This is a genomic window from Bacteroides acidifaciens, from assembly GCF_024623065.1.
GTDB classification, from domain to species: domain Bacteria; phylum Bacteroidota; class Bacteroidia; order Bacteroidales; family Bacteroidaceae; genus Bacteroides; species Bacteroides acidifaciens.
In genome coordinates, this window is sequence record NZ_JANJZR010000042.1 from 21054 (window position 1) to 37567 (window position 16514).

The window sequence follows — 16514 nt, forward strand, 5'->3', positions numbered from 1 at the left end:
CAGAATCACACCTTTTTATATATCAATCTATTATGAAAACAATCCTCCGCTTCCGAATCCTTTTTCCGATTCTTGTTTGTCTATTTCTAGTCACAGCTTGCAGCGACGACTCACTTTCCGACACAACGGACAACGGAACCGAACAGCCGGACACCACTCCCGACGCCTTGCACGACAAGACGCGTAAAAAGCCTTATCCGAAAGCGGACAATGAACTCTACATCAATCCCGCCCCGTTCATTGTGCCCCAAGCCATGAAAACCGGAGATAAACTACAATTCGCACTCTCCAATCAGGAGAATTTTCCCGACGGGGCTACTACAATTTCCACCGCACAGCAGTGGTGTATGTACAATCCACACAAGACCCTGAATACCGGAACATGGTACTGGCGTTTCCGTTCCATCACGAGCGACGGAACCGCACAAGCCTGGAGCGAAACCTACTCTTTTGAAGTAAAAGACGAAACACCAAAGTTCGTCACTCCCGCTTTCGAGACTTTCATCACCCATGCACCTCGCAAACACCCCCGGCTCTACTGTTTTCTCGACAACGGACTGGAGCAGGCCCGAAGCAAAGTAACCTCGCATCCGGAATATGAAAACCTGACCAGTCGTGCCCGAACAGCCCTGGACACCGACTATTCCGTACTACCCAACCCTTATGACAAAGCATCGGATATAAAAAACTCCGTCCAACATTTGTATCAAGCTTATCATCTGATACAGGACAAAAAATATGCAGACAAACTGCATGAGATATTAAACATTCTCCTGGCCGTTCCCGTGTCGGACGCCCAACTGTTTGCCAGCAATTTCGGCTCTACCGACATCGCCATCAACTTTATCGAAATCTACGATTTACTGTATGCCGAACTCACTCCGAAAGAAAAACTGGCAATAGAAGAACTACTGATGCGCGTTTCACGCTACTACTTTAAGATGTACTGCGGAATGCAGGAAAATCATATTTTCGACAACCACTTCTGGCAGCATAATATGCGCGTCTTATTTCAGGCTTGTTTCCTCCTTTACGATAAACCCTTATACTCAGACGAGATTCTCCCCATGCTGGAATACTACTATGAGTTATGGACGGCACGCGCACCTGCCTCCGGCTTCAATCGCGACGGGATATGGCACAACGGAACGGGATATTTCAACGCTAATATAAAAACGCTTTTCTACATGCCATCGCTCTTTTCCTACATCACGCAGAAAGATTTCCTGCAACACCCATGGTATAAGAACGCAGGCAAAGCACTAGTCTATTCCTGCCCTCCCCATTCCAAAAGCGTCGGTTTCGGCGATGGCAGCGAAAATGGCGATGAACCACACCGATTGCAGGTTGCCTTTGCCGACTTCCTCGCAAGAGAGAACGGAGATTCGTATGCCGGATGGTATGCCAAAAAATGTCAGTCCACTCTCTATCAGGATTATGAGCTACGACTGTACCGTATGGTGCGCAATCAAAGCTATCTCACCGAACTGCCTTCCAATGCTCCCAAACTTATCTGGTATAAGGATGCGGGAGAAGTAGCCATCCATTCCGACCTCTCCAATCCGGAACAGAACCTGACTATCGGTTTCCGTTCGAGCACTTTTGCTTCCGGCAGCCACACAGTAGCCAATCAGAATAACTTCAACCTACTTTATAAAGGAGTGGACGTATTCCGCAGCAGCGGATATTACCAAAATTTCAGCGATGCCCACAACTTGATGTCCTACCGTCATACTCGTGCGCACAACACGATTCTAGTGAACGGTATCGGACAGCCTTACTCCCTGAAAGGATACGGCAACGTCACCCGCGCCATGGGGGGCAATCATATCTCCTATTGCCTGGGAGATGCGTCTCATGCCTACAGTGGCATCAGCGACGACCCGATGTGGGTGGCAGCCTTTGCAGCCGCAGGCATCACCCAGACTCCCGAAAACGGTTTCGGCAAGACTCCACTGACCAAATACTTACGCCACATTCTCTTACTTCACCCCCGCACAGTGGTTATCTATGACGAGTTGGAAGCGTCCGAAGCTGTCCATTGGGACTGGCTTCTGCACAGCCCTACTCCATTCGATATAAAAGCAGGGATAACGACCAGCGAAAACTCTACGAAAGGCTTCAAAACCATTGTCCGGCAATTCAGCAGTTCTCCTTTCGAGTTCTCGCAAACCAATCAGTTTGTGGTTCCGCCTTCCACGCCGGAACCCGACCAATGGCATCTGACAGCCCGATATACGCCTTGCACCCAAAATCGTATCCTGACTATCATCCAAGTTGTTCCCGATTCGGAACAAACCCCAACCATCACTCGCACAGATGATGTCTTTCAATGTGATGACTGGAGCATCCGAGCAGGCATGAACACTTCCCAACCGGCAGAACTTACTGTTACCAACCGGACGAATAATGCGTTGTTCAGCTATTCTCCCAATAACCCGGAGATTGAAGGCAAAGTATATCTACGAAAATCGCCAAGTTCCTCGCTGCTCTACGACGAATCCAACGGGAGATATGGCGTGACCGAACAAACGGATTATACACCTGCCTCTACACGGGCAATCAACCGATAATTATTTGTTCCATATACTATAATTGTTTCGGTTAAGTATGGTTATGAGTCAAATGCTGTTTTTATTTCTTTTTCTGCCTAATCTTATTCGGTTCATTGCCCATTCTTTTTTCGTTCCACTATAGTTATCCGCAAGGATCACTATAGTTTCCCTTGCGGATAACTATAGTCTAACGCAAGGGAGACTATAGTGTAACGAAGTAATAGTAGCGAATGGAATGACTCTTAATTGCGAAACAAGTATATAAGAAAGCCCACAGAAAGAAATATTTCAAAAGTATATTTTGAGATTGAGCGGAAGATTATTATCTTTACCAAGCTATTTGTAATACTCACAATTATCATCCGGCACCCATGAGAAACCGACATATTCAAACCAGGCTTGCCCTCAATTTTTTTCTTTGTCTCTTATCCGTTTCTGTCTGTTATGCTACGGCCAGTGAATCCGACCGCATCCATTTCCGGCGTTTGTCCGTCAACGACGGGATGTCACAAAATACGGTTCTGGCACTGACGCAAGACCATAATGGCAAAATCTGGGCGGGAACAATGGACGGGCTGAATTGGTATGATGGATACCGTTTTGCCCCGCTCTACAAAGATTTGGACGACAGCACCAGTTTGTCCAACAATCATGTGTATTCACTCTGCACCGATGCCGAAGGCACGGTATGGGTAGGCACTTTAACAGGACTATCCCGATATAATATCGTAGGCAACAACTTCACCAATTACTCCTTGCCCGAAGGATTGCCTGTGCAAATATTTGCCATCGAAGACCTAAACGACCAAAGTCAACTGTTGCTGGGAACCAGCAACGGGCTGGTTGTTTTCGACAAAAAGACCGGATATATGAACCTTCATCCCCACTTGCAAGAAACAACCGTCTATTCGATCTGCCGAATCAACGAAGGAATTCTACTCGGAAGCTCTTCTGGTATCTATCATTATCGACCGCAAGACAATTCCGTAGTCCAAATACTCCCCGAACTAAAGAACGAAGCGATTTCATCCGTCATCTATGACCCGCGAAAGCGTACCTGCTGGCTGGGTTCTTTTATCAACGGTGTGTACTCTATAGACGAAAAATTCCAAATAAAGGAACACTATCTTTACAATGACCGGCAACGGCAATCTCCCTTCGAATCTGTCCGCACACTGGCACAGGATGACAAAGGCAGAATCTGGATAGGAACCATCAACGCCCTGTTCATTCTCGAACCGGAAACCGCCACGATAGAGAAATACACCTTCTCCCACGAAGATGAAAACTCGCTGGGACACAACTCCGTCCGCTCCATCCTGAAAGACAATCAAGGGGGAATGTGGGTCGGCACGTTCTACGGCGGACTCAACTATTATCATCCCATGGCTCCGGCATTTGATACGATGACCTATTCCGCCTACAAAAATTCTATCAGCGACAATACAGTAAGTTGTATTGTGGAAGATCCCCACACAGGCCATCTATGGATAGGAACCAACGACGGAGGACTGAACGAATACGACCGGAAAAATAATCATTTCACTGTCTATCGCGCCAACCGCAACAATCCGAATGCGCTGCAATCGGACAATATCAAATGTGCACTCCCCGACGGGAACGGCGTGTATATCGGTAGCCACGGTGGAGGACTGAGTTATCTGTCCGGAGGACGAATTGAGAATTTTGCTTTCCCAAATGCCGTTTCTTTCAACAACAGTTGCTATTCGCTACTCGACGGGAAAGACGGTACAATCTGGGTAGGCTCTCTCATCGGGCTTCACCGCTTTGACAAAAAAAACAAGCAACTGTCTCTGCACCCGCTGGCACAGAAATATCCCCGACTGAACTCCGTACTCATCTCCGTGCTTTATCATGATTCGAAAGACCGGATATGGATTGGTACGGAAGAGAGTCTGTTTGTCTACGCCAACGACCAGCTGGAGGAATGGAAGGATTATACCTCCAAAATCCCATCTCTGGTACAAGCTTTCTGCGTTGAGGAAGACAGCAACCATCAGATCTGGATAGGCTCTTCCGTCGGTCTGTACAAGTCGCCCGACGGAAGTACCGACCATCAGATTCGTTATTCTACCAATGACGGATTACCCAATAACTTCATCTATGGCGTACTGGAAGACGGACGCGGACGTTTATGGATAACGACCAACCGCGGTTTGTCCTGCTTCGACCCTTCCGAGCAAACTTTTCTCAACTACACGGTGCAAGACGGACTGAGCCACGGACAGTTCAACACCTACGGAGCATGCAAAACACAGGATGGCATCTTCTATCTGGGAAGCCTGAAAGGTATCACTTACTTCAATCCATACGAGTTTGTAGACAATCCGTTCTCTCCCAATGCCGTCGTCACCGGCGCCACCATCCTCAACCAACCGGTGACGAACATCAAAGACGGTGTGTCGAAATATTTTCAAGCAAGCAACGGGCGGTTGTTGGGCATGTCTTTTCCATCCAACCGCAAGCTGTTCAGCATCCGCTTCTCGGTGATTAATTATCTTTCGGGCAAGAGAAATCTCTTTGCCTATAAGCTGGAAGGATTTGATGAAGACTGGGTGTCTTCAGCACAAGCCATCTCCCAACGGGGAGCCACCTACTCGAATCTGCCGCCGGGAAAGTATATATTCAAAGTGAAAGCGTGCAACAATAACGGCCGATGGAGCCTCACCCCCACCGAATTTTTCGTTCATATCACGCCGATGTGGTATCAGACGTGGTGGGCGGAAACGCTCTTCTTCCTGCTCATCTTAGGTGGAATCGCTTTCATACTCTACTTCTACATCGCACGGGCAAAGATGAAAATGCAGATGCAGATTGAACATCTCGAACGGAATAAGATTGAAGAAATCAGTCAGGAGAAAGTACGGTTTTACATTAATATGTCACACGAATTGCGCACTCCTTTGAGTTTGATATTGGCTCCGCTGGAAGAATTGACAGAAGAGAAGAGCAAATTCGATGTGCAGGTTCAGCAGAAACTTTCGTATGTGTACAGAAACGGGAGGAAATTGCTGCATCTCGTCAATCAGTTGCTCGACTTCCGGAAAGCGGAATCGGGCGCACTGCCTATCCACGTGGCTATGGGCAATGTGGAGGAGCTGGCAGAAAATATCTTTACAATGTTTAGCGAGAATGCGCAAAAAAGGAATATTACGTATCAGTTCCGGGCGGATCTGAAGGGTAGCTTGCTGCCGATGGATAAAACTTATGTGGAAATGATGCTGACCAACCTGCTTTCGAATGCTTTTAAATTTACGCCGAACGACGGAGAGATAACGCTTTCGCTCTGGAAAAAGGAGAAGCATTTCGGATTCAGCATCAAGGACAACGGCATCGGGATTCCGCCGGAAAAACTGTCACACATCTTCGAGCGTTTCTATCAGGCGAACGAAGGCGGAAAAGGGAGCGGAATCGGTCTTTCATTGGTGAAGTGTCTTGTAGAAAAACATCACGGAAGCATCAATGTGGAGAGCAAGCCGGGAGTGGGTACGGAGTTTGTCGTTGAATTGCCTGCGGATATAAAAGTGTTCAGCGCGACGGAGATAGTGAGCGGCAGGGAAGAGAAGAACTCCGACTGGAAGACTGCTTCGCTGGCTACGGAAACAATGGTGGAAAACGACGAGATGCAGGAGGCGAATCTGTCGGCTGATACAGGATTGGGAGAAGGGCAGTTGCAGTCGACCGAGGGTATGACGGAAACCATTCTTCTGGTAGATGATAATAAGGAAATGGTTGATTATCTGAAGAATCATTTCAAATCGAGATACATCACGCTGACTGCCGGAAACGGAGAAGAAGCACTTGCCATCCTGAAAGAGCAGAAAGTAGACATCGTACTCTCCGACGTCATGATGCCCGGTATCGATGGCATCAAGCTGTGCGAACTGATTAAGAAGAATATGCAGACTTGCCACATTCCCGTCATTCTCTTGTCTGCCAAAGGTAGCATTGAAGCGCAGACGGCCGGTATCTGCATCGGTGCGGACGATTATATCCCCAAACCGTTCTCTATCAATTTGCTGAAAGGAAAAATCAGTAATATCCTGAAAACGAAACAACGGTTAAGGTATTATTATTCAAACACCATCGACATTGATACAGCGAAAATGACTTCCAACGCACTAGATGAAGAGTTCATGACCAAAGCTATACAGATTGTGGAGGAGAATATTGACGACGAGAATTTTACGGCGGACGATTTGGCGGAAAAGTTATTTATGAGCCGTTCTTCATTGTATCTCAAAATGAACTCCGTATCGGGAGAGCCACCGGCTAACTTCATCCGGCGCATACGATTCAATAAAGCTTGTAAGTTACTGTTGGAAGGAAGATATTCGATTTCCGAAATCAGTAGTAAGGTGGGATTCAGTTCGGCATCTTATTTCTCCACCAGTTTTAAGAAGTATATGGGTTGCCTGCCGTCGGATTATGCAAAGAACCAGGGAAAGAAGAGGGAAAACTAAAGGGGATAGAGGAAAGGGAGGTTGTATCGAATAAAAAAGAAAAGAGAGGCTGATAGAAATCACCCTCTCTCAAAAAAATATACATGGTACGCTAACTAGCAGAATTTCTTCAACTCTTTATATCGTTTCAAGGCTTCCAGGTAGTAGTAATCTGCATAATTCAGTGGTACGTCTACCTCACTATTGTGCGGGAAACTACCGACCGAATGAAGTAGAATGAACCCTTTATTCTCCTTATCTTTTGCCAAGTATTCCGGTGAAGAAAGTTGTTTGAGAATACTTTCGGCATACTCAGTGTAGTCATCGCTTAACTTTTTATCGTCAGTATAGCCATTCAGTTCGAGTAGAGCAGAAGCGGTTACGGCTGCTGCCGATGCGTCACGAGGAGCATTCGGTATATCGGGAGCGTTGTAATCCCAGTAAGGAATATAGTCTTTTTCCGAAGGACGATTGTTCATGATAAAGCGAACAATCTTATGTGCTGCTTCGAGGTAAACGGGATTCTTCGTAAAGCGGTAACACATCGTATATCCGTAAACACCCCATGCCTGCCCGCGCGCCCATGCAGAAGAGTCGGAATATCCCTGGAAAGTTCCTTTGGATTCTACTTTGCCGCTTGGCACAGAATAGCTGACTACATGATAGGAAGTCATATCCTCGCGAAAGTGATTCTTCAACGTCTTATCCGCATGAGCAATCGCTATATCACGATATTTCGAATTACCGGTTTGCTCGGATGCCCAGAAGAGCATTTCAAGATTCATCATATTATCAATGATGACCGGATAACTCCAGTCACCGAAGTCCCAGGAACGGATTAGTCCTACTTCCGGACTGAATCGTGCACAAAGGCTTTCAGAAGAATTTACTAGAATCTGTTTATCTTTTGATTCCGGTTTCAGACGAAGGGCATGTCCGTAGCTGCAAAACATCATAAAACCGATATCATGGTTTCCTGTATAATATTGGATATCTTCCAAACGGTTGGTGTACGTCCGGGCTTCCTTCGCCAAAGCTTCATCACCTGTCAAATCATAAGCCAGCCACATGGAGCCGGGATAGAAACCGCTCGTCCAGTCTTTAGCATTTTCCAGACGATAACTTCCGTCTTCTTTGACAGAACGGGGGAAACAAGCGGTATCCGGCACGTTTTCCAACTGTTCCGCCATGTAAAGTAACTGACGGCCGGAGGTTTCCACTGCATTCTCAAACCATTCGGGTGCACCTGCTTTGGGAATGCTACAAGCGGTCAACAGGCTCATTCCCCAAACCGCAACACACAATTTTCTTTTCATTTTCATATTGATAGCTTTAGTGATTTATTCTCTATCTTGCTTATTTTATTGATTACTTCCGGTAAGTTGAGGCTTCTGGTCTGCCATTTCCTGCACTTGCCACTCTCCTTTTATCTTATCGAACAGCAAAGAGGACTCCCTGTGGACAAGCTTATATAACTTCCCGCCAATCAACAGAGAAGGTTTGCCATAACTGAAGGTTGCATGATTGACGGCATTGGAAATATACAGGCAAGCAGGCTTTCTTGTGTCCAATTCGGCTTCAATACTCCAGTCTCCACATTGAAAATGATTACCGTCTCTTACTATTTCCACAGTTTTTGTTCCATCTGCGTTTACTTGAATCAAAGTCAGAATCCGATTACGTTTACAGGGAGTGAAACTTGCAGTCAGATGCCATTGATTATTCAGAACTTCACCGCGTACTGCTTTTTTCTCATCGGGAGGAGCTACAAAACGGTCGGTTTGAGTGAGTTTACAATCCTGCTGACTGAATAATTGCGCCACAGCAGTAAACTGTTTTTCTTCATTCCGCGTGATAAGTCGCTTAGCTTCTTCACCGATAGAGAACTGAACCGGACTATGCAACAGCCAATCCCAACGGACAGGCTTTTCTGCTTCCATTTCATCATAAATCAAGACTTTATCCGGATGCAACAGGAAAATATGTCTCCGGTAAAGAGTCAAAGGAGTCTCGCCGAATCCGTTTTCTACAGACTGTTCCAGTTGCTGGTTGGCAAAGTTTCGAATCCACATCGGATATTCACTGATACCGCAATAGGCACTCGAAGCGTCACCCAAAGCATAGGAAATGTGTTCACCACCGAGCATACGCACAATATTACCATAAGCTTTGGTAGAAAAAGGCTGTCCGATACCATCCACCAACAGAGTATTGTGTGCCCGTGTATGACGGTATGAGAGTAAATTATGAGCATCGGCAAAATTCATGTAATAACCTGTGGAACCATAGACTGGCACACCCCGGAAATGCAGATTGAATGCATTCTGGTCGGAATGGGTATGACTGCCCGAACCGAAAGGACTGGAATGAAAGTTCAGACAAAGATTATCCTGATAATCTTGCATGGACGAGTTGGCTATCATCTCACCACAATCACGGAACCATCTTGCCTTAGGTTCATCTGCCGGAATTCCAGTCTGCGTCTTTCGTGATTCGGGCCGCACCATACGGTACAGACGCATTTCATCATCCATTTCATATCTTTTATCAATAGAGGTATACCAAGCCGCATAAGGGTCACCCGTCTCTCGCGCCAGAAATTCGACAAACGCGCTACGAACAATCAATGGTTTGTCGTTCATCTGTTCATGACCATCACCGAAACTCACACTCTGCGAATGTGGCGGCCAGCCATATGTCATCGCTTTCCCAACCTCGCGATACCAGGGGTGCTGAAAGAAATCCGTGCCAGTCAGGTAAGAGAAAAGACTGGGAACATAAGATAAGGTAACGGCATTGGCACTAAAATAGCATGTACCGTTTATCCACGCACCGTCGCGATTGAATCCGGTAGCAGGGGCGCGGGAAGTCCATAACTCATACCCATACTCGAAGAACTCACGAGCTTCGGGATATTTATCATAAAGCACCAAAGAAGTCTGCAATAACCTGCGGAAAGTGAACTGCCACAGATGATTATCGAATATATGATTCTCCATAGAGCCCTGAAAGCGTGGTCGGTAATGATGCAGAATCTTCACCATCAGCTGCTCCATCTTAATGCGCTCATCGGCCGTGAAGCGGTCGTGGCAAGTCTCATACGTACAAGCAAAAAGATATGCAAGGTCACCTGCGTAAAAATCATCATCCAACCGGCGGTCATTCACCTGAGAGGGCAGCAACCAGCGAATCAACTGTACCATCTTATTTGCATAAACATCCCTTTGCAGCAACATATAAGCCGTATGAAGTTTCTCACAATGAACCACCATGGCAGACGCATGTTTATAAGGTTGCGTATCCGTACTATAATCTGCCGCCAACCCTTCACGCGCGGAGCTAATCATACGATTGTATTCGGGATGTGAATACATCTTCTGACGGGCATCTTCCAATCCTTTTTCCAAAAAGCAATAGAGACGGGGATGTTTCTCCGACATCGTTTTCCGGACTTCTTCAAAAGAAGGCGTTACGAATTTCGGTATATCATCGGTTATCGTAAAAGAATAGGTAGGACTCCAAGACATAGCCTCTCCGGATTTACTGACGGAACGGAAACGCCAATACCAAGTACCGGAACTTAGTGTCTGATGCGGATTAAACATACACCAAGGTACAGGCTTGGAAAGTATTGTCGTACTTCCTGTAAAATCTTCCTCTTTAGAAAGAGTAAACTGCAAGAAATCCGATAACTTCATCTTCTGCGGAACCAGCAAGGGAACCGGATTTAAATAAGGTTGGTTAAATACCTGCGGATAAGGCGTCTCACGCTCATTCTCGTGGATACGAGACGGTATATATTCACGAGCTTCAAGAGCATCCGAGAAAACCAGCTTGCATAAAAGCACCGCACCCATAAATTTCAATAACTCCAAAAACTTACTTCTCTGTTGATTCATAATATTAAAATTTATTCAGTAGTTCACTGACAGCAAAAGTAGGTGTTACCAGCAAGAAAGACTTTAAATATCTATTTTTTCATTCTTGATTCTATTTGTTATAATATAGATTTTATCCAAAACCCTTTCGTTTTTGTCTACTCACATCTTTATAAATAAAAAGACAGCGTACTTTTCTCTTAAAAAGAGAAAAGTACGCTGCCTACATTAATAACGAAACTCGCCTATCTCACAATATCTTCCGGAAATTTAGCCGGCATCTCCACCCTCTTCCAGGTTTCATAATACCAGGTGTTCAACTCATTTCCATTCAAATCATTTTTGATAAAATATTTCAGATGAAGATAATCATTGTCTTTAATCTCAAATTCCAAAATATTGTCCTGATTGTCCAGCATCGGGAGATGAATGTTCTTCTCGATACTTTCCTTATAAGAATCGTCCGTGAGTTGTTTATAAGTACCGTATCCGGTAATAATCGCATCCGCACCGGGAATAATGGTAAAGTTGACGATTTGTCCGTCATCACTCAATACTTTAAATGTATTACTGGGTTTCAACTCTCCCGGAACATCGGGAGATTCCGACACATAATGGCAGAGCTGCCAAATACCTTTCAAATCGGCCGCTTTGAATTTGGTTTTCTTCTGGGCCGTCGCACCTGTTACCGCTAACAACATTATTGAAAGCATGGTAAAGAAATAGAGCTTTTTCATTGTTGTATTATTTTAGTTAACACTCTCGAATGCGCATTTCCAAATATAAAGATTTATTTTGAGAATACAGCAATTCAGGGCATAAAAAAACTCGCATAACCTGAAGATTATACGAGTTTTACATAAATATACCGAAATATTAGAAATCAGCATTTCTCGGTGTACGCGGGAACGGTATCACGTCACGGATATTCGACATGCCCGTTACGAAAAGTAACAAACGCTCGAAACCTAGTCCGAAACCAGAGTGAGGACAAGTACCAAACTTACGGGTATCCAGATACCACCACATATCCTTCATCGGGATATGCATTTCTTCGATACGGGTCATCAGCTTGTTATAGTCGGCTTCACGTTCGGAACCACCGATAATTTCACCAATTTTCGGGAAAAGAACGTCCATGGCACGCACTGTCTTACCGTCTTCGTTCTGCTTCATATAGAAGGCCTTGATTTCCTTCGGATAATCAGTCAGAATCACCGGACGTTTGAAGTGTTCTTCCACTAAGAAACGTTCGTGTTCGGAAGCCAAGTCGACGCCCCAATAAACCGGGAATTCAAACTTATGCCCTTTCGCAACAGCTTCTTCAAGAATCTTGATACCGTCTGTATAAGATAAACGTACGAAATCATCTTTCAATACACCTTGCAGACGTTCAATCAAGCCTTTGTCGAACATATCGTTCAGGAACTTCACATCGTCCGCACAGTTATCCAACGCCCATTTCACACAATATTTGATGAACTCTTCTGCCAAGTTCATGTTATCGGTGATGTCGTTGAAAGCCACTTCCGGCTCAATCATCCAGAACTCTGCCAAGTGGCGGGGAGTGTTGGAATTCTCGGCACGGAACGTAGGACCGAATGTGTAGATAGCTCCCAAAGCAGTAGCTGCCAATTCACCTTCCAGCTGACCGGATACGGTCAGACTCGCCTGTTTGCCGAAGAAGTCACTGTCGTAAGAGATAGATCCTTTTTCGTCTTTTTTCAAGTCGTAGAGGTTCATGGTAGTCACCTGAAACATCTGTCCGGCACCTTCACAGTCTGATGCGGTAATAATCGGAGTGTGGAAATAGAAGAATCCCTTTTCATGGAAGAACTTGTGAATAGCAATCGCCATATTGTGACGGATGCGGAACACTGCACCGAATGTATTGGTGCGGGGACGCAAGTGAGCAATCTCGCGCAAGAATTCCATAGAGTGGCCTTTCTTCTGTAATGGATATGTATTATCACAAATACCCAGCACTTCGATCTCACGGGCCTGCACTTCCACCTTCTGACCTGAGCCTACCGATTCCACCATTTCACCGTTCACACTGATACAAGCGCCGGTAGTAATCTGTTTCAGCATCTCTTCGTCAAAATTGGCCAAGTCTACTACAACCTGCAAATTATTTATTGTAGAACCGTCATTCAGTGCGATAAAGTTTACTTGTTTGCTACCTCTACGGGTGCGAACCCATCCTTTCACATTGACCATAGCGCCGATATCCGTGCGCTTCAACAGATCAACAATTTTTGTTCTACCAATCTTTTCCATTTAACTTTTTCTTTTTAGATACAAGAAGACGAGGTCTCAAATACAGGATGAATTCTTTCCTGCTTTCTTTCCCCGTCCTCTGTCAAGTTGTTATTTATTGACTTATTACTCAAACGAACCCATGCGGAGGTAGTTTACTTCTGCTTCCGACAGGTAACGCCAGTCTCCGCGACGCAGACCTTTTTTGGTCAGTCCGGCGAAGAACACACGGTCGAGTTTTACTACTTTATAACCCAGTGATTCGAAAATACGGCGAACGATACGGTTCTTACCGGAGTGAATTTCGATACCTACCTGGTCTTTCTTGAAATCATCTGTATAGCTGATCGCATCTGCATGGATTTCGCCATCTTCCAACTGGATACCTGCTGCAATCTGCTCCATATCTGCTTTAGTCAGGTTCTTGTCCAGATGAACATGATAAATTTTCTTCTTCAGGAATTTCGGGTGTGTCAGCTTGGAAGCCAGATCACCGTCATTCGTCAGTAACAGTACACCAGTCGTGTTACGGTCCAGACGTCCTACCGGATAAATACGTTCGTTGCAAGCGCCTTTCACCAAATCCATTACTGTACGGCGTTCCTGCGGATCGTCCGATGTAGTAACGGTATCTTTCGGTTTATTCAGCAATACATATACCTTGCGTTCGATGCTTACCGGTTCGTCATGGAACTTAACCACATCCGAACGTTTGATCTTCGTACCCAATTCCGTTACCACTTCACCGTTTACAGAAACCACACCTGCTGTGATAAATTCATCAGCCTCACGACGGGAGCAAACACCTGCGTTAGCCAGGAACTTATTCAGACGAATCGGTTCATTCGGATCAATGAACTGTTCCTTGTACTCGATCTGTTTCTTCAAGCTATACTTAGCGTTCGGATCATAATCGCCGGTACGCGGACGAGGACGATATCCTCCTTGACGATCGTTATTATATCTCGGACGATAACCTCCACCACCGTTGTTGCTGCGATAGCCGCCACCTTCGCCGCTATTAAAACGGGGACGATACGGACGGTCACCACCTTCACGGTTGTAAGAAGGACGTTGGGGACGGTCATAAGAACCACCTTCGCCGTTATTAAAGCGAGGACGGTAAGGACGGTCGCCACCTTCACGGTTGTAGGAAGGACGTTGAGGACGATCGCCATAAGACGGACGTTCACCACCTTCGCTGCTATTGAAGCGGGGACGGTAAGGACGGTCACCACCTTCACGGTTGTAAGAAGGACGTTGAGGACGGTCATAAGAACCACCTTCGCGGCTGTAAGGACGTTGCGGGCGTTCACCTCCTTCATTGTTGACATTAAATCGCGGGCGATACGGACGATCTCCACCTTCACGATTGTAAGAAGGACGTTGGGGACGGTCGCCATAAGAGCGGTCACCGTATGAACGCTGCGGGCGTTCACCTCCTTCATTGTTGACATTAAATCGCGGGCGATACGGACGATCCCCGCCTTCACGGTTGTAAGAAGGGCGATACGGACGGTCACCACCTTCTCTGTTGTAAGACCTGTTACCATCACGGCCGGCACCTAAATTCTCTTCATTGAAAGAATTTTCGCGCCATTCTTCGTTTTCTGTGCTCATTTTTTTATTCGAATAAAATTAGACTTTGGCCTCACGGCCTATTAAAAAAACACGTTTATTATATAAGTAAACAATTAAAGCCCCGTATAAGTATGGGGAGTAATCGCTCTTAACTCTTTTTTAATATCTTCGCTTACATTCAGTTCCTCGATAAATTCCTTAATAGAACTTTCTGTAATCGCCTGATTAGTCCGGGTCAAAGCCTTCAAAGCTTCATACGGATGCGGATAAGCCTCACGGCGCAAAATGGTCTGAATAGCTTCTGCTACCACGCTCCAGCAATTATCCAAATCACGATAAATAGCCGGTTCGTTCAATAACAGTTTACGCAATCCCTTCAAAGAACTTTGGATGGCAATCACGATATGCCCGAAAGGTACACCGACATTACGCAACACTGTTGAGTCGGTTAAATCACGCTGCAAACGGGAAACCGGAAGTTTCACAGCCAGATGCTCCAAAATAGAGGTTGCAATACCCAGGTTACCTTCTGCATTTTCAAAGTCAATCGGATTCACTTTGTGTGGCATGGCGCTTGAACCCACTTCTCCGGCTTTGATTTTCTGCTTGAAGTACTCCATAGAGATGTACTGCCAAAAGTCACGGTTCATATCTACCATAATGGTATTGATGCGCTTCATAGCATCAAAAACAGCAGAGAGGTTATCATAGTTCGAAATCTGCGTAGTATATTCCTCGCGCTCCAGTCCCAGTTTTTCCGCTACAAAGCGGTTGCCGAATTGTTTCCAGTCATACTGAGGATAAGCCACGTGATGCGCATTGTAGTTTCCGGTAGCACCGCCAAACTTAGCGGTAAGCGGGCAGGCTTTCAACATTGCCAACTGGCGTTCCAGACGGTAAACGAATACCATCACTTCTTTGCCCAGACGGGTAGGAGAAGCCGGCTGACCGTGAGTTTTAGCAAGCATCGGAATATTAGCCCATTCTGTCGCATACATTTTCAACTGTGCAATCAGCTCTTCAATCAACGGGTAATAAACCTGCTCCAATGCCTCTTTGATAGAAAGAGGAACAGACGTATTGTTAATATCCTGAGAAGTCAGTCCGAAGTGAATAAACTCTTTGTAGTCATCCATTCCGCCCATCTTGTCAAATTCTTCTTTCAGGAAGTATTCTACGGCTTTCACATCGTGGTTAGTTACACTTTCGATATCTTTAATGCGTTGTGCGTCTGCTTCGGAGAAGTTACGGTAGATATTCCGTAAAGTTTCAAACACGCTACTATCGATTCCTTTCAATTGCGGCAAAGGAAGTTCGCACAAGGTGATAAAATACTCCACCTCTACCTGTACACGGTATTTAATCAGTGCAAATTCAGAGAAATAAGCTGCCAAAGCTTTAGTTTTGCCTCTATATCGACCATCAATCGGGGATATGGCCGTTAATACATCAAGTTCCATACGTTTTCTTAGATAATTATCAGGTTGCAAAATTAACTCTTTTTCCTGAGTTATAAGGTAAAAGGAGAAAGAAAGTTTGTATAAAAGAGGTAAGAAATAAAAAAAGTCTCACGAATTTCTTCGTAAGACTCTTTTTATAGTGGGCGTTGACGGATTCGAACCGCCGACCCTCTGCTTGTAAGGCAGATGCTCTGAACCAGCTGAGCTAAACGCCCTTGTTAATGAGCCGGAAGTGTCTCTTTTTTTATAGTGGGCGTTGACGGATTCGAACCGCCGACCCTCTGCTTGTAAGGCAGATGCTCTGAACCAGCTGAGCTA

Annotated in this window: 8 protein-coding genes and 2 tRNA genes; 2 read left to right on the forward strand and 8 right to left on the reverse strand. The window is 45.5% G+C overall.

From position 1 onward, the window contains the following. The first annotated feature begins 32 nt into the window (after positions 1–32). Both NSB03_RS12745 and NSB03_RS12750 read left to right on the forward strand, forming a co-directional pair. Positions 33–2573, forward strand: a complete 2541-nt coding sequence (locus tag NSB03_RS12745; RefSeq protein WP_024987596.1) for a DUF4962 domain-containing protein — start codon at positions 33–35, stop codon at positions 2571–2573. 353 nt (positions 2574–2926) lie between these two features. Beyond that, positions 2927–7039 carry a hybrid sensor histidine kinase/response regulator transcription factor gene (locus tag NSB03_RS12750; RefSeq protein WP_257466423.1) on the forward strand — a complete coding sequence of 1371 codons (4113 nt, stop codon included), beginning with the start codon at positions 2927–2929 and terminating at the stop codon, positions 7037–7039. Positions 7040–7134: 95 nt separating this feature from the next. Here the strand turns inward: NSB03_RS12750 and NSB03_RS12755 are convergent, their stop codons facing one another. The 8 genes from NSB03_RS12755 to NSB03_RS12790 form a co-directional block, all read right to left on the reverse strand. Beyond that, positions 7135–8334: a glycoside hydrolase family 88 protein gene (locus NSB03_RS12755; protein ID WP_024987595.1), complete on the reverse strand. Its 1200-nt coding sequence runs from the start codon at positions 8332–8334 to the stop codon at positions 7135–7137. Positions 8335–8379: 45 nt separating this feature from the next. Beyond that, entirely contained in the window at positions 8380–10917 is a 2538-nt protein-coding gene (locus NSB03_RS12760) for a DUF4962 domain-containing protein (protein ID WP_024987594.1), read from the reverse strand. 224 nt (positions 10918–11141) lie between these two features. After that, a complete protein-coding gene (locus NSB03_RS12765) occupies positions 11142–11633 on the reverse strand; it encodes a DUF4488 domain-containing protein (RefSeq protein WP_024987593.1) in 492 nt (163 codons plus the stop codon). A 139-nt stretch (positions 11634–11772) separates the two neighbouring features. Next, on the reverse strand, positions 11773–13176 hold the full coding sequence (asnS, locus tag NSB03_RS12770; protein WP_024987592.1) for an asparagine--tRNA ligase: 1404 nt from the start codon (positions 13174–13176) through the stop codon (positions 11773–11775). A gap of 105 nt (positions 13177–13281) precedes the next feature. Next, the gene (locus tag NSB03_RS12775) at positions 13282–14775 is read right to left on the reverse strand and encodes a pseudouridine synthase (RefSeq protein WP_121766401.1); all 1494 of its coding nucleotides are present in this window, start codon (positions 14773–14775) and stop codon (positions 13282–13284) included. A gap of 74 nt (positions 14776–14849) precedes the next feature. Beyond that, positions 14850–16196 carry an adenylosuccinate lyase gene (gene purB / locus NSB03_RS12780; protein ID WP_024988634.1) on the reverse strand — a complete coding sequence of 449 codons (1347 nt, stop codon included), beginning with the start codon at positions 16194–16196 and terminating at the stop codon, positions 14850–14852. A 140-nt stretch (positions 16197–16336) separates the two neighbouring features. Next, positions 16337–16411 (reverse strand) — tRNA-Val (locus NSB03_RS12785). A gap of 35 nt (positions 16412–16446) precedes the next feature. After that, positions 16447–16513 (reverse strand) — tRNA-Val (locus tag NSB03_RS12790). Position 16514: the final 1 nt, after the last annotated feature.